Below are 15,139 nucleotides of genomic sequence, written 5' to 3' on the forward strand. Positions count from 1 at the left end.
GATAGCCTCAAGCTGCGGCGTCGAGGTGTCGCCGAGCTTTGTGGCGAATGTCTGAAAGGGGCGCTCTGAGCCCGTGGAACTTCCGGAAAGGCGTGAGGCCGCCTTGATCAACGAAGCAGTGATCGCCTGGTCGAAGCAGCCCAGCGACGTCTGGTAGGTCGTAGTCTTCTAGCCATCTGTTTCGCCGCCCTTCTGGATCATTAACGCCCGCGCTCTTGTTTGTCCGGCGTATGACGGAACATGGCGCAGCCCTGAGCCGTTCCCTAATCCTTGAAGGACGTCCATGCCTTACGCAACTAGTTCTGAAGGATTGTCCCGCGGATGAGCCGGACGTCGACTCTGCCCAAGCGCCTGCAGCCAATGCTCGCTACGCTCACCGACGCGCCGTTCGACGACCCAGGCTGGGTTTTCGAGGACAAGTACGACGGCTTCCGGATGGTCGCGGAAGTTCGGCGGGGCAAGGTTGCACTCTACAGCCGCAATGGCAAGCTCATCAGCCACAGCTATATCGAGGTCGCCAAAGCGCTGGAGGGCGTGAAGGGCGACGCCGTGATCGACGGCGAGCTCGTCGCGATCGGAAAGGACGGCGTCTCGCATTTCCAGCTGCTTCAAAACGCGCTGCGCCATGAAGCCAAGCTCCTGTATTGCGCCTTCGACCTCATGTTTGAGAACGCGGTGGACTTGCGCAAGCAGCCTCTCCTTGAGCGCAAAAAGCGACTCAAGGCGATTTTGCCGCGCGACAAGCTGATCGCCTTCAGCGCTCACCGCAAAGGGGACGGCACGAAATTCTTCGCCGAGGCCGAGCGGAAGGGCCTCGAAGGGATCATGGCCAAGCGGGCCGACAGCGTTTATGCGTCCGGAAGCCGGACTCCGGATTGGCTGAAGATCAAGACGGCAAAGCGACAGGAAGTGGTGATCGCGGGCTTCACGGCGCCCAGGCGCACTAGGCCGTTCTTCGGCGCCCTGGTCCTCGCCGTGCGGGAAGGCGACGCATGGCGCTACATCGGACATGTCGGCACCGGGTTCAGCCACAAGGTGCTGGAAGACCTCCATGCCAAACTCATGAAGCTGACAGCCTCGAAGTCTCCCTTTCCTGCCCAAGTGAAGGACGAGGCCAACACGACCTGGGTCAGGCCATCGCTAGTTGCCGAGGTCAAATTCGCAGAGTGGACGAGCAAGGGCGAACTGCGCCAGCCCGTCTATCTCGGGCTCAGGTCCGACAAGCGGGCGAAGGATGTCGTGCGCGAGCGAGAACGTCCACGCAAATACGCGTCCCTTCGGGCGTAGCCGGCAAACGGAACGACTTAGCGCTTCGCTTCCTCTGCTGTGAATTCCCTGCGCGGTGGTGCGCTCAGTCGCCTCCAAGGTCGTGGATTTCAGGTCGCATGCCCTCAGGCGTGACCTCGAGCGTCGCAAGCGTGATCGGCAGCTTGAAGCGTCGCGGCCCGGCGCTGCCGGGATTCAGGTAGAGAACGCCACCGACCGTGTCGATCTTCGGCACGTGGGAATGCCCGGACACGATGACGTCGATGCCGGCGCCTCGATCGGCCCGCAACGTCTTTACGTCGTGCAGAACGTAGATCGACTTTCCCGCCAGGCGCACAAGGTTCGTGTCGGGATATTCGCGAGCCCACTCGCCATTGTCTACGTTTCCACGGATGGCGGTGACGCGACGACGCTGATTCCGCAGCAGAGATCGTTCGAAGCAGCACAGCAGCGCAGCGGACTCTAAATATACCTCAGCGGACCCGGCTTTCCGCAATGCCCGGAGACGCCAAGCTGCCGCGGAGGAGTTCCAAGCAAGCCGCCTATCCGCGGGATTCAGAATCGCTCAGGGCAGCCCGCCAGTTCCCGACGTGAACTCGGGAGCAGGCGGCCTAGGATTCTTACGACCGTAACAGAACTAAAGGCCAGAGCTGGCGTTCTAACAATATGTCAGACGCATTTGACTACTTCCGGGCCTATGCTGTCCGAGCTCTTTGCAAGGCGCGATCGATGCCGCATGGCAGAATGAAGCGGCTGCAACTGATGGCTGGCCGCATCTATAATCTGCTCAAGAAAGAAGCCGCTTATAGCCCGAACACGCAGCACCTCGAGGACTTCCGGGCAGCGCAGAAGCTTGAGCGATCTCTCGAAAGTCGGGCGGATGTCGGTCCGACTGTTCAAGGTCGCTTTGTCTCGCCGAGTCCGCAGAACGCCGGACAGGAGGCTCGTTGAGTGCCGTCCCTCGACGCTCGCGCCGTAGCAAACCTTCTGAGAGAATACGCGCAGCGAACCGCGTTACGTGGCGGCAATCCCTACAGGGCGAGAGCCTACGGACGCGCCGCCGATAGCTTGACGGCGCTCGCCGTGCCTCTGCATGTGCTCGTCGCCGCAGACCGGCTCACGGAGATACCGGGGGTCGGCGACGCCATCGCTGACATCATCACTAAGCTTAGCAATTCCGGTACTCATCCCAGTCTTGAAAAGCTCCGGAAGGAGATCCCCGAAGGCGTGCTCGAATTGCTTGCCGTGCCAGGTCTCCGCACCGAAAAAGTGCTGCGTCTCTACAAGGATCTCGGCATCACCTCGCTCGCCGAGCTGGAAGCCGCGGTCAAGGACGACCGCGTCAAGAAGGCCAAAGGATTAGGCGCTGCGCTGCAGACCAAGATCCTACAGAACTTGGCCATCGCGAAAAGCGGAGAAGGCCGCCTCCACCTGCATCGTGCCGCCACTCTTCTCGCACAGGCCAAGGATTCGCTCCGCAAGGCCCGGCCCGAGCTGAAGCGCGTCACGGTCGCAGGCGACTTCCGCCGAGGCTGCGAACTCGTCGGTGAACTCACGATCGTCGCAGAAGCGCCCGAGGTAGCTAATACGTCGAAGGGGTCCGTGGCCGATGGATTGCAGATCCACTTGACCGACCGAAAGCACTTCGGCGCCGCCCTTCTCTTCGCCACCGGCTCTGCCGCTCACATTGCCAAGCTCCAGGCGCTGGCTGCGGTGAAGGGAATGCGGCTGGAGGCCGACGGCCTACACAAGGGCCGCTCCCTGATCGCCGGCGACGAGACTGAGATCTATCGCTCCCTCGGCCTGCCCTTCATCGATCCCGAGCTACGGGAGGGGCGCAACGAGGTCGAGCTTGCCCTAAGGGGCAAGTTGCCGAAGTTGGTCACCGACCAGGATCTGCGCGGGATCCTTCACTGCCACACGGATGCCTCCGACGGCACCGAAACCCTGGAGACAATGGCCAAAGCTACGCGCCAGCGCGGTTTCGAGTATTTCGGGGTCGCCGACCATTCAAAGTCCGCGCACTATGCCGGCGGTCTCTCCGTGGAGGAGATCGCGCAGCAGCACCGGGAAGCGGACCGCCTGAACAGGCGTTTCGGCAACGATTTTCGGATTCTCAAAGGCATCGAGTCGGACATTTTGGGGGACGGATCGCTCGACTATGAGGACGACGTGCTGGCAGGCTTCGATTTCGTGGTCGCGAGCATCCATGGCCGGTTCAAATTGGACCGCAAAGCGCAAACTCTGCGCCTGCTTCGGGCCATATCGCATCCTCATACTACCATCATCGGACACATGACCGGGCGCCAGCTCCAGCGGCGGCCAGGCTACGAAATCGACATAGAGAAAGTGCTGCGTGCCTGCGCCAAGCATGACGTCGTTGTCGAGATCAACGCTCATCCATGGCGGCTCGATCTGGATTGGCGATGGCACCAGGCCGCCCTTCAGTTCGGCTGCATGCTCAGCATCAATCCGGACGCGCACTCGATCCCCGAACTCGACCACATGCACTGGGGCGTCGCGATGGCGCGCAAGGGCGGTGTCCCCGCCGACCGCGTCCTCAACGCGATGCCTCTTCCGGAAATCACGCGATACCTCCGTCAGAAGCGGCGCTCGCTCGCCCGGGCGGCCTGATGTCGCAGCCGGAGGCGCTCTCATCGGAGGGCACTGTGGTCGCTGTCGCCGCCGATCGCGCTCACCGCTTCAGCAAGCCCACTCGGGATCGGATCGTGCTGTTGGAAGGCCATGGCGTCGAAGGCGACGCACACGCAGGTCCATTTGTCCGACACCGTTATCTGGCTCGCCGCCGGACCCGCGTACCCAATCTCAGACAGGTCCACCTGATCCCGTCCGAGCTCTTTAAATCCCTCTCGGAAGCGGGCTTCGAGGTCGCAGCGGGTGACCTGGGCGAGAATATCACCACAACCGGCCTGGACCTCGAGCGGATGCCGCTCGGGACGCTGATTGAGTTCGGACACATGGCGATGATCGAGCTAACCGGCCTCCGGACGCCGTGTGTCCTCATCGACCGTTTCCAGGCGGGCTTGAAACGGCAGGTGCTCTCGTTGGATGAAACGGGCCCTCCATTCAAATGTGGGGTGCTGGGCGTGGTACGGTCCGGCGGTCCGGTCGCGGCCGGCGACACCGCGCGGGTTCGGCTACCGTCGTGCCGGTTTCGCGCCTTGCCGGCTCTGTAATAGCAAGCGAACGTCCACCGGCCGCTCCAAATTTATAGATTCTCGCCCTTAGGCCGCGTCTTCAAGCGCTGACGGCAGGGCTGCTTCACGCTTTTGATTGATAAGGTTTAGAAGATGGCCCGTTGCACGGGCATCGCACAGCGCACGGTGGTGCGTTTTGAGTTCGATCCCGTAGAATTCACAGAGTTTTCCAAGTCCATATGACTTAAGCCCCGGATAGCGCCGACGCATTCCTGCGACGGTGCATAGCTTCGGAAAACGAAAGCGGCGCTCAAGCCGTTCATATTCGTAGCTGATGAAACCGTAGTCGAAATTGACGTTGTGCGCGACGAAGATACCGTCGCCCATGAACTGCATGAAGCTGTCCGCGACTTCCGCGAATATCGGCGCATCGCGAACCATCTCGTTCGTGATGTTCGTGATCTGCGTTATTCTTGCCGGAATTGTCCGCTGCGGATTCAACAGGGAATGCCATTCGTCGACGACCTGATGGTTGCGAACTTTAACCGCGCCGATTTCCGTTATCCGATCCCCCGCCGCCCAACTGCCGGTCGTCTCTGCGTCGACCACGACATAATCCTGCTCGGGGTCGAAGCGGTAATCGACCCTGCCGATTTCCGCACGGATGCCGGCGTTCCCAAGCTGTTTCAACCGCGTGAGTTGATTGCGTCGGATAACGTCGCCCTCGGCTTTAATCTCCATGAATGAGACGGTGCCGTCCTTCTCCAGCATGAGATCCGGGAATCCGTCCCGCATGTCGCGAAAGTTCTGGCATAACGAGCGGACGATCGTCGCGATTCCTTCCCCGCTGGTTCCCGACAGCAGCAGCCGCAGCGCGTCGACATCGACATGATCCCACGCGAAGATGCCGTTCGGACGGCCCCAGTTTGCCGCAAGCGGGCGTAGCAGCAGATTGAGAGCACTTCCGGATCGAACGGCATCCAGCTTGTCGTCGATCTGGGCGGCAAACCGACGCGCGAAGCTTTGGTCCTTGAGGCAATGAGGCACCCAATCGAAACTGCTGTGAAGCAGCTCGGACTCGAAAAGCTCGTCCCAAAACAGCAATCCGAACAGCGAATGCCAAAGTGTATTTTCCGCGAAGAAAACCCGGTAGCCCCTGCGGCGCATCACACCGGCGACACCCGCTTCCGGGTTGCCGCGGAAAACGTCATCGACCGTGAGAGTAACGCCCGCGCGAAGCAGATCGGTGCACGATCCAGTCCGGCGACCGCCGAATTTCCGAGAATAGAAATCAGTAGCGAAGACAAATTCGCCGTCGCTCGCCGGATCGTCGATCATCCGCCGCAGCAGATCTTCCGCGTCCTCCTTATCTCCGGCGCCGTAAAGCAGGCGGACCAACCGCTCATTGCATTCCGACGACGAACCCGCACGATAAAGCTGCCTGGCGAGATCCGTTTCAGCCCTCTTCTCGAAGAACTGACCGACCAGCCAGGCGGCGCGGCTGCGGAGATCGGCGGCATAATCGCTAGAGCAACCGGGCCCGCCGAAGATGTCGGTGACTGCATCCTGGTAGATGGTCAACGATTTGACTTCGAGCCGATCGAGGAGGCGGCTATAATGAAAGCAGGCCCGTGCCTCGTCGCCATCCGTGAAACGGGCCTTGAACGAAGTGGCCTTGTTGGTCCGCATGATTCCCAGATCACGTAGCGCGAAGTTCTTCAAGTCGTTCTCGGTCTTGCCGAAGTAGAGGTAAAGCAGGAACTCGAGCGGCCGGATGTCGTCCAACGCGATGAACTTCGACGCGGTACAATGCTCGGCGGCGACCTCAAAAGGAACCTGCGCCAAAAAATAATCGGCCAGCTTCGCTTTCGGCCATGAGACGCGGACGTCCGTCCGGCCCGCCGCCTTCGCACCGGAGAGCAGGACGTCCTTTGGCAGGCACGCCACGAACGCGGAATAGTCCTCGTCCCTGAGAAACCGCGCTTGGCCGCACGCCAATAGGTCGTCGACCGCGCGTTCCAGATCCGAAATCTCAGCGTACCTGAAGAGCGACCGATTGAAGATCGTGCCCCGCCGATTGACCATCCGGATCAGCAGGCATTGCGCATCCTTGGAAAGATTCTGGAAACGCGTGACGAAGGTCTCGTGCTCATCCGTCAGGATCGAGCCGTAAGTAGCTCTGACGAACGCGAGCATCTCGACGAAATGGTCGTGGTAATAATAGATAGGTAGATCCGGCCGTTTCATCCGCAGCGCCCTTGGGCCTTCCTGGATCACACGCAAGAGGGCCATGCCACGCGCAGTCGGTTGCCGATGCGCCGGAGATGTTCTATCTTTGTTCTAAAGCAGCACGATTTGTCAAGGCCCGCTCAAGGCGGCCGCAAATCACTGGAATGCAATGGACGAAACCCGTCAGCGGAAGATCATCCACGTCGACATGGACGCCTTCTACGCGTCGGTCGAGCAGCGGGACAATCCGGATCTCCGCGGCAAGCCGGTCGCCGTCGGCGGAGCCCGCGAGCGCGGCGTCGTGGCGGCAGCCAGCTACGAAGCCCGCAAGTTCGGCGTCAGGTCGGCGATGCCGTCGGTGACGGCCAAAAGGCAGTGTCCGGACCTGATCTTCGTCAAGCCGCGCTTCGAGGTCTACAAGGCGGTATCGAAGCAGATCCGCGAGATATTCGCCGAGCACACGCCGATCATCGAGCCGCTATCGCTCGACGAAGCCTATCTTGACGTCACGGAGAACCTGCGGGGAATTCGGCTGGCGCGCGACGTCGCGCTCGCGATCCGCGCGAAGATCAAGGAGGTGACCGGCCTCAACGCCTCGGCCGGCATCTCCTACAACAAGTTCCTGGCGAAGCTCGCTTCCGACCACCGCAAACCGAACGGCCAGTACGTCATCGCGCCGGAGATGGGGGCAGCGTTCGTCGAGACGCTGCCGGTCGGCAAATTCCACGGTATCGGGCCGGCGACCAGCGCGAAGATGAACTCTCTCGGTCTCCACACCGGCCTCGACATGCGCAACCAGTCCCTCGAATTCATGCAGGCGAATTTCGGCAAGGCCGGCAGCTACTACTTCTGGATCTCGCGCGGCATTGATAACCGCGAAGTTCGGCCCGACAGAATCCGGAAATCCGTCGGTGCCGAAAATACATTCTTCACCGACCTCGCCGAGTTCGAGGCGATGGTGTCGGAACTGCAGCCCTTGATCGACAAGGTCTGGCGCCATTGCGAGAATAAGGGCACGCGCGGCCGGACGGTGACGCTCAAGGTGAAATTCGCCGACTTCGAGTTGATCTCAAGGAGCCGAACGGTTGTCGCTCCGGTCGTGCGCCGCGAGGAGTTGGCGAACCTGACGACCGAATTGTTGAGAGCACTCTTCCCGATGAAGAAACTCGTCAGACTGCTCGGCGTGTCAGTCTCCGGATTTGTAGGGGAGGATACCGACGATCCAGCGCAAATCGCGCTTAAACTATGAAGCCCACGCCTACCACATCACTCACGGCTCCGGGCGATATAAATGCATAATTCCGTAAGACGGGCTGTCTGTTTGGACCCCGACTCTAGCGGCGAAATCTCTTCGGAGAACTCAACTCCCAGTGCAGGAACCAGCGAAGTGTCAGCGTCTCCCTATCTCACCCGCGTCACCACTCTCACCTTTGATTGCTACGGCACGCTGATCGACTGGGAAGCGGGCGTGATCGAGGTGCTGAGGCCGTTGCTGGCACGATATGGGATTGCACAGTCGGACGACGAAATCGTTGCGACCTTCCAAGACATTGAGGCACCGCTGTGTGAGCCGCCCTACAGGTCGTATCGCACGGTGCTTGCCGACGTGGTCGAGCGCTCCGGGCGGCGCTTCGGCTTCCCAGTCGGGTACGCTGAGCGAGAGGCGCTCGCGGTATCGGTCGCGTCATGGCGACCGTTGCCCGACACGGTGCGCGCGCTACGCGCCCTCGAGGCGCGCTACAGGCTCGCTATGATCTCCAACATTGACGACGACCTGTTCAAGACCACCGTGCCGCAGCTCGGTGTCTTCTTCGATTGCGTCGTCACGGCGCAGGCAGCGCGGTGCTACAGGCTGGACCAGGCCATCTTCGAGCTGGCGCTCGGGCGTCTCGGGGTAAAAGGGCATCAGGTCGCCCATGTCGCAGAGGGCGTTACAGAAATCTCGCCCGCACGGCGGCTCGGCTGCGCGACCGTCTGGGTGCGCCGGCGCGGCCGCTCCGCCCGGCTGCTGACCGAGGTGCCCGACCTCGAAGTGCCTGACCTGTCGTCCTTGTTACCGGAAGTCGGCATCGACGCGGGAGGCATCGTTGTCTGACCAGAAATCCCGACGCCGGTCCGTCTCGAGTGCGGGGATCCTAATGTACCGGCGCGCCGGTGAAGACCTGGAGGTGCTCCTGGTGCATCCAGGCGGCCCTTACTGGCGTAAGAAGGATGAAGGGCATGGTCGATCCCCAAGGGCGAGATGGATGAAGGCGAGGACGCCGCAGCTGCTGCGCGCCGCGAGTTCATGGAGGAAACCGGCCTCGCCCTCTTGGGGCCGCTGGATTCGCTCGGCGAGATTCGCCAGCGTGGCGGCAAGCGGGTGATGGCATTCGCCGTCGAAGGCGATGTCGACGTCCAGACCATAAGAAGCAACACTTTCGAAATCGAATGGCCGCCGAAAGGCGGACGGATGCAGAGTTTTCCTGAGATAGATCGCGCCGAGTGGTTCGACCTGCCATCCGCCCATGCAAAGATTCTCGAGGGCCAGCGTCCACTTCTCGATCGGCTCGCCGCACTCGTTACCCAACCTGGAAGGAGCGCGCCATGACGGACCCCTTCGATCTTCAGCGCTTCCTTGATGCGCAGAGGCCAATCTACGCGCCGGTCGTAGGCGAATTGCGCCGCGGCCAGAAGCAAAGCCACTGGATGTGGTTTATCTTCCCGCAGGTTGCCGGACTCGGAAATAGCGCGATGGCCCAACGCTTCGCAATCGCTTCTCGGGAAGAGGCCGTGGCCTATCTTGGCCATGCCGTCCTCGGATCCCGGCTTAAGGAATGCACGGCGCTCGTCACGGCTGTCGAGGGCCGCACAATCCGCGAAATACTCGGCAGCCCAGACGACCTGAAATTCCAATCCTCGATGACATTGTTCAACGCGGTCTCGTCGGATCCGGAATCTCCGCAGCAATTGAAAGGTTCTACGACGGAGCGTCAGACCAAAGGACGCTGGATCTACTGGGACCAAAGCGGACCTGACTTGGCGTTGGCGGGAAGGTCGAAGGCGATGCCATCCCGTATCTTAAGCATTCGATCTGGTCTCGCCGGGTCCGGGGCCCGCGCCGCGCCCGCGACCGGCTGCCGGCGCGCGAGCGCACGGACATGCGGCTCCGACGAGTGAACAGCGCCCGGCCCGGCGCGTGCCGCCGCTGGCGTCCGGCGGCGGGGCTCGGGAATTCAAGTCCTTGGAAACCGAATTCCAAGGATTTGAGTTTTCAAGGACTCGAACTTCGGGAATTCGAATCCTTGAAATCGAGTCCTTGAAAATTGAATCCTTGAAAAATCGAATTCTTTGAAACGAGTCCTCTGGAATCTAGTGCGGGCCGCCGACCCCGCCGCGGGCGGCCCGGGCCCGGCCCGGCGCCCGGATCTTCCGTCTGCAGGCCAGGTCGGAAACGGTCGCAACGCGCCGAGGCGCTGCTCATCGGCGTCGGGGATTAGAATCGCGCCGGAGGAAGTCCCCTCTGCGTCTCTTGCGAGGGCGCGTCGAGCTTTGCCGCGAGCGCCGCAATTCCTACTTGCGCGTGAGATGACGGATCGTTGCCACGTCGTCGTGAACTTGCGAATGCCCCAGATCAGCCACGACTTTTAGTGGGTATTGGCCCACGGGACGGGCGCTTTCGATCGAGAGATTTCCTCCTGATTTCGCGACCAGCGACTGCAGGCGTTCGAATTCGCCACACCATAACGTTTCCATGTCGCCGTCCCGCCCCGGGTCGCCGGATTCCCGATGCCCACGGCCCTCACCTGCAAGACATCCGACTGCGACCCACCAGAGAGTTCGACTCCATATCCGGGATTGGCGGGCTTTCGGAGAACGACCTGCCCGCCCGTGACCCACGCGGTCGCCATGCCCTCTGAAACCTCGTAGCCGAGGCAGCCCTTGCAGCACCGCGCGCAGCATGACGGCCCAGCTTGGCGGTCGATTTCCTGCGACTGGAGGGCGGAGGGCGTCATCTTCACGCTTCACATGATCAAGGATCGCTTGGCAATACAGGCCAGCGGAGGCCATCTTTGCCGCCGAGGACGCTGCAGCCGATCCTCGTCCGCCTCCGCTGACGACTGCGGTACGTCCCAACTTCGTCGAACGGCGAGTTCGTGCTGCGGTCCGCCAAGCGGGTGTTCGCCTCAGGGCGCTTCCGGGAGATCGTTTCCATTGACGAAGCCGAGCCGACGCCGACTCCTTCTTGACTCCCGGCCAGATCTCCAGAGGCCGTCACGGCCGCGACCTGAGCCCGCGAGCCGGCCGGCGGCGCTGCGGGAGATCGTTAACTACGGGTAGCTGAAAATTTTTCGCTGCCCCCTTGAAACCAAAATCCGATTTTTTTATTTTTCAGGTCGCCATCGCAAGATGGCTCCTGGGCGCCTTATGGGTCCGGGAGACTGAGACGGGCACCGGTTGTGTCCGGTGCCGCTTGTATCCATTTTGCTCTTTGGAGGATCTGGCTATGCGCAGCTACGACTTTTCACCGCTCTGGCGTTCGACCGTCGGCTTCGACCGCCTTTTCGACCTCGCGGAATCCGCCCAGCGGGCCAGCGAGGACAATTACCCGCCCTATAACATCGAACGGCTGGCCGACGACCGCTACCAGATTTCGTTGGCGGTGGCCGGTTTCTCGCCCGATGAGATTTCGATCACGGCGGAGCAGAACGTGGTCACTATCGAAGGCACGAAGACCGAGAAGGCCGAGCGGGAGTTCCTGTATCGGGGCATCTCCACTCGCGCCTTCAAGCGGCAGTTCAACCTGGCCGACTACGTTCAGGTCAAGGACGCCTCGTTCGACAACGGCCTGCTCAAGATCGAACTGGTGCGGGAGATTCCCGAAGCCATGAAGCCGCGGCGGATCGCGATCAAAGGCGCGTCTAAGGACCACGTTCACCAGATCGAAGCCAAGGCGGCTTGAGCGAACCCCCTGCGGTGGCCCGGCTTCGTTGTGTCGGGCTACCGCCCCGCTCGTCTTAGAATGGAGGAAAACATGCGGCCGACGACCGCCACCCACGACAACGTATTCGATTTCCAGGCGCTGCTGCACCCCGGCACCGTCTTCGAGCACCCCAAAGACGTGGTCTCACATCCGGACCTGACGCTGGCCGAGAAGAGAGCGATCCTCGCCTCCTGGGCTTCCGATGCTTCTGCGATCGCTTCATGCCCCGCTCTGCGGGCTCCGGAAGGACTGAAGGCGCCGGTAAGCATTGACGCCATCTTCGAGGCCTTATGTGAACTCGATGGCGGCCCCCGCAACCCGCCTGGTGGCACGCCAAAGCGCCGGTTTTCGACGGCGCGGGCTATGGCAGCTTGAGGAGGATCGCATGGACGATATCCGTTTACCCCGTCACGTGATCAACCGCCTGGAGCATCGCTGGGCGAACCGGCTGCAGCAGGATGCAAAGGCATGGAGCGGCGAGAAGGATAGGGCGGTCCGTTCACGCCAAGTGCAGTCCTACGGTCCCCGAGGCATCCCTGTCACCGTCAGACGCGCTCGTCGTGCCGCGGATGCCCTCAGTTTCGAGTAGCGCGCAAGATTTCAAAAGCGATGGATGACCCGTACGATCTGGTGCTGGGCATGTTCGCTTTGGCGATTGCTGCCGTCATGCTGGTAGCGGGCGAACTCTATTTGGTGATGCGGCCCGATCCACCGAAAACCTACACGCCGCCGCCCTCGATCGTAGCGTCATCCATTAACTAGCCGCGGGTTGGCGTGCGCCGGGAGCGGAGGCGGAGATTGTTCGGGGTATATTCAGCTAATTCTGTTCTCATTTTGGATGCGAAACGCAGGCGATGCGGGTTTCGCCAATAAGGACAAGGAGCTTGGCAATGGGCATTGCAGCTGTTCCGACGCTGTCGGTCGACAGGGGGTTGACGCATTATCTTACAGAAATTCGCAAATTTCCCATGTTGCGGCCGGACCAGGAGGCAGCCTATGCGATGCTCTGGCGAGAGCATGGCAACCGCGAGGCTGCTTATCACCTCGTCACCAGCCATCTGCGGTTCGTTGCCAAGATCGCCATGAGGTATCGGGGTTATGGACTGCCGATTGCGGACATCATTTCGGAAGGAAACGTAGGCCTCATGCAGGCTGTGAAACGCTTCGAGCCGGAGCGCGGATATCGGCTGCGACCTATGCGATGTGGTGGATCAAGGCTTCGATTCAGGAATATATTCTGCGTTCATGGTCGCTAGTAAAATGGGAACCAGCGCTGCCCAGAAGAAGCTGTTCTTCAGGCTTCGCAGAACTAAAGCGGAGATCTCGGCGCTAGAGGATGGCGATCTCCGACCTGAGCACACCGCGATCATCGCCAAGAGGCTTGGCGTGAACGAGAACGATGTTGTTGACATGAACCGGCGCCTTGGCGGTGACGTGTCGCTCAACACTTTGGTGCATGCAGATGAGGCAGGCGAAGCGCAGGACTGGCTCGTCGATCCAACATCCAGTCCGGAAGCCGTGTACGCCGATCAGGAGGAAGTCAAACAGCGGCGTCAGGCGCTTACCGACGCCCTGCAAGTGCTCAACACGCGCGAGCGCGGCATCTTTGAAGCGCGGTTCCTGTCCGAACCGGCGGTCAGGGTCGAGGAGCTCGCGACACGATTTGGCATTTCACGCGAGCGGGTGCGGCAAATTCGAAATTCGCGCGTTCGAAAAAGTTCAGGCTACGGTATGCGCCCGACAGGCGAAAGGCTGCACGACGCCACGGTCAAACAGAGGCGAGTAAATGACTGCCGAGGGCCAGAGGCAGTGCCTGGAGGGTGATAAACCAAGCTGTTGATCAGGATTGTCCCGCTGCTCGACGGACGCGCAGAAGACATCCAGATCGATGGATCATCTGCGCTAGGGCCGAGTGCTCCCCTTGGTCGTCAGCCCGTCGGTCATGGCGCCATTGCGGCGGCATCCACCCGAGCCTGTGCGCAGACAGCGGTATGAGGTATGCGAAGCCCTCCCTCTTCGCCAGCGATTTGCGACAGCAAAAAAGCCTTCAATCAAGTGTTTCTCGAACCGCTGGAAAATGACGGTGTAGCACTATGGTGCAGCACTCTTCTCGGCGACAGCCGGTGTAGATTTGAGCACTGTCGACTAGAACCGCAACTTGCCCCCGGCGGGAAGCTATAAACTCCGACGTCTTGAGCGTCCGCATCTGGAAGCTCACCTAGCGGAACGGAACGGCTGATCCGGCGCATCATGAGCGCCACCTTGTAGGTCGGATCGAATGCGGGCTACCGTAGAGCGTGAAGCACTTCACCAACGAGCCCTCCCGTCGCTGGGTGCTTAGCATTGACGCGCTGGCCTTTCGGAAATTGCGGGCTAATTTAACACGACAGTAGATTGAAAGGAGCGGCAGCTGAAGCAACTAACCCGGGCCGCAGCGCCAAACTATTTTAGTGGAATTTTATTAGAAGCCACGCCGGCTCTTTGCACGGTCCCGCTCTTCTTCGGCATAAAGGCTCTTTGTCGCTTGGTCGGTTACCCGCTTCTCGGCGATGGTCCGGCGCCTGTTTCGCGTGATGCCATAGGCCAATGCCAATCCAAGAATAACGGCACCGATAAACCACAGTGCGACTGGCAGGTGCGAACCCGTTTCGACGGGCAGCCCCTGCGCAGCCAGATTATATGGAACCATCGGCAGAGCGAAGTCGCCAAAGCGATCGCCGGCCGCCAAGCTCTAGCGGTTGGCCATTCCCAAGATGAGATCGAAGTCATGTTTTGTGTCCTCTGCAGATCGACACCAATTGCGGTCTAGTTCAAACGTTCCTAAAGGAACATCCAGCGTTACAGGTGGTTGCCCGTCCGCCGGCGGCTGAAGGAAGAAGCGCAAGTGGCGGTTGCAGAACACATGAACGACGATCGGAATCGGTTGCTCGACTCAATGACTTGCATCGATTGCAAACAAACGATGAAGATTGAGGGAAGCGACCCGGATGATGGAAAAGAGCTTCTTAGATATCGCTGTGAAAAATGCGGGCGTATCGAAGTTGTACGGCTATCGCGTCGTGGCTGGCCGGATCCATCGTAGCTGGAGTGAGGAGGACGGGCGAGGGGCCCGCAAAAGAGGCCGCCTTTCAATGTCCGGCCACTTGGGGTGTCCCAGTCGTGAGCAGCTGTGAAACTGCGGTCAGAAGCTGCGCCGGCGGAAACGGCTTCGTGATTAGGATGCTGTTCGGCACACCCTGAATCGCCCATTCGTCAGTGTTTCCGCCAGTGATATAGATGATGGGCAGGGCTGGATTGAATGCCCTAGCCCGCCTGGCAACGGCCCACCCCTTTACGTGATCCTTTCCAAAAGAGATATCGATGATGACTGCGCGAAATCTATGGGCATTCAACAAAGCTATCGCCTCTTCGACAGATGAAGCAGCCTTTGGCTCGAAGCCGCCGTCGCTAAGAATATCCTCGACGACGTTCTGGATCGAGACGTCATCGTCGACAATCAGAACACTGAGGGACTCATTCATGA

Annotated in this window: 13 protein-coding genes and 4 pseudogenes; 12 read left to right on the forward strand and 5 right to left on the reverse strand. The window is 60.6% G+C overall.

The window, feature by feature from the left end; genetic code table 11:
- Positions 1-321 precede the first annotated feature (321 nt).
- A complete protein-coding gene (gene ligD / locus ACPPVP_RS07630) occupies positions 322-1,287 on the forward strand; it encodes a non-homologous end-joining DNA ligase (protein ID WP_426532791.1) in 966 nt (321 codons plus the stop codon).
- 64 nt (positions 1,288-1,351) lie between these two features.
- On the opposite strand, the pseudogene ACPPVP_RS07635 reads toward ligD, so the two are convergent.
- Positions 1,352-1,669, reverse strand: a pseudogene (locus ACPPVP_RS07635) (metallophosphoesterase family protein); the annotation flags it as partial.
- A 341-nt stretch (positions 1,670-2,010) separates the two neighbouring features.
- Here ACPPVP_RS07635 and ACPPVP_RS07640 point away from each other — a divergent pair.
- From ACPPVP_RS07640 to ACPPVP_RS07650, 3 genes are read left to right on the forward strand one after another with little or no spacing between them, the layout of a single operon-like run.
- A complete protein-coding gene (locus tag ACPPVP_RS07640; RefSeq protein ID WP_426532793.1) occupies positions 2,011-2,217 on the forward strand; it encodes a hypothetical protein in 207 nt (68 codons plus the stop codon).
- Positions 2,218-3,900: a PHP domain-containing protein gene (locus ACPPVP_RS07645; RefSeq protein WP_426532795.1), complete on the forward strand. Its 1,683-nt coding sequence runs from the start codon at positions 2,218-2,220 to the stop codon at positions 3,898-3,900.
- Positions 3,900-4,463: an MOSC domain-containing protein gene (locus ACPPVP_RS07650; RefSeq protein ID WP_426532797.1), complete on the forward strand. Its 564-nt coding sequence runs from the start codon at positions 3,900-3,902 to the stop codon at positions 4,461-4,463. The genes ACPPVP_RS07645 and ACPPVP_RS07650 overlap by 1 nt, the downstream gene beginning before the upstream one ends.
- Before the next feature lie 48 nt (positions 4,464-4,511).
- Here ACPPVP_RS07650 and ACPPVP_RS07655 read toward each other — a convergent pair whose 3' ends face one another.
- Positions 4,512-6,671: an exonuclease domain-containing protein gene (locus ACPPVP_RS07655; RefSeq protein WP_426532799.1), complete on the reverse strand. Its 2,160-nt coding sequence runs from the start codon at positions 6,669-6,671 to the stop codon at positions 4,512-4,514.
- Between the two features lie 151 nt (positions 6,672-6,822).
- Between ACPPVP_RS07655 and dinB the strand changes: the two genes are divergently transcribed.
- The 4 genes and pseudogenes from dinB to ACPPVP_RS07675 all read left to right on the forward strand — a co-directional run bounded on the left by dinB (position 6,823) and on the right by ACPPVP_RS07675 (position 9,670).
- Complete coding sequence (gene dinB, locus ACPPVP_RS07660; RefSeq protein ID WP_426532801.1) at positions 6,823-7,902, forward strand: DNA polymerase IV; 1,080 nt, start codon at positions 6,823-6,825, stop codon at positions 7,900-7,902.
- A gap of 138 nt (positions 7,903-8,040) precedes the next feature.
- Positions 8,041-8,748, forward strand: coding sequence for an HAD family hydrolase (locus ACPPVP_RS07665; RefSeq protein ID WP_426532802.1), 708 nt, complete (start codon positions 8,041-8,043; stop codon positions 8,746-8,748).
- A 43-nt stretch (positions 8,749-8,791) separates the two neighbouring features.
- Positions 8,792-9,243: pseudogene (locus ACPPVP_RS07670) on the forward strand (NUDIX domain-containing protein).
- Positions 9,240-9,670: pseudogene (locus ACPPVP_RS07675) on the forward strand (DUF1810 domain-containing protein). The pseudogenes ACPPVP_RS07670 and ACPPVP_RS07675 overlap by 4 nt, the downstream one beginning before the upstream one ends.
- 535 nt (positions 9,671-10,205) lie before the next feature.
- Here ACPPVP_RS07675 and ACPPVP_RS07680 read toward each other — a convergent pair.
- Complete coding sequence (locus ACPPVP_RS07680; protein WP_426532804.1) at positions 10,206-10,388, reverse strand: hypothetical protein; 183 nt, start codon at positions 10,386-10,388, stop codon at positions 10,206-10,208.
- A gap of 751 nt (positions 10,389-11,139) precedes the next feature.
- On the opposite strand from ACPPVP_RS07680, the gene hspD reads away from it, so the two are divergent.
- The 4 genes and pseudogenes from hspD (at position 11,140) to rpoH (ending at position 13,402) form a co-directional block, all read left to right on the forward strand.
- The gene (gene hspD / locus ACPPVP_RS07685; RefSeq protein WP_426532806.1) at positions 11,140-11,595 is read left to right on the forward strand and encodes a small heat shock protein HspD; all 456 of its coding nucleotides are present in this window, start codon (positions 11,140-11,142) and stop codon (positions 11,593-11,595) included.
- A 72-nt stretch (positions 11,596-11,667) separates the two neighbouring features.
- Complete coding sequence (locus tag ACPPVP_RS07690) at positions 11,668-11,991, forward strand: hypothetical protein (RefSeq protein ID WP_426532808.1); 324 nt, start codon at positions 11,668-11,670, stop codon at positions 11,989-11,991.
- Positions 11,992-12,225: 234 nt separating this feature from the next.
- Positions 12,226-12,378 (forward strand): hypothetical protein, encoded by a 153-nt coding sequence (locus ACPPVP_RS07695; protein ID WP_426532810.1) that lies wholly within the window; start codon positions 12,226-12,228, stop codon positions 12,376-12,378.
- A gap of 128 nt (positions 12,379-12,506) precedes the next feature.
- A pseudogene (gene rpoH, locus ACPPVP_RS07700) lies at positions 12,507-13,402 on the forward strand (RNA polymerase sigma factor RpoH).
- Between the two features lie 675 nt (positions 13,403-14,077).
- Here rpoH and ACPPVP_RS07705 read toward each other — a convergent pair.
- Positions 14,078-14,344, reverse strand: coding sequence for a hypothetical protein (locus ACPPVP_RS07705; protein WP_426532812.1), 267 nt, complete (start codon positions 14,342-14,344; stop codon positions 14,078-14,080).
- A 400-nt stretch (positions 14,345-14,744) separates the two neighbouring features.
- On the reverse strand, positions 14,745-15,137 hold the full coding sequence (locus ACPPVP_RS07710) for a response regulator (protein ID WP_426532814.1): 393 nt from the start codon (positions 15,135-15,137) through the stop codon (positions 14,745-14,747).
- Positions 15,138-15,139 lie beyond the last annotated feature (2 nt).

This window comes from Bradyrhizobium sp. McL0615 (genome assembly GCF_049993905.1).
GTDB lineage: Bacteria > Pseudomonadota > Alphaproteobacteria > Rhizobiales > Xanthobacteraceae > Bradyrhizobium.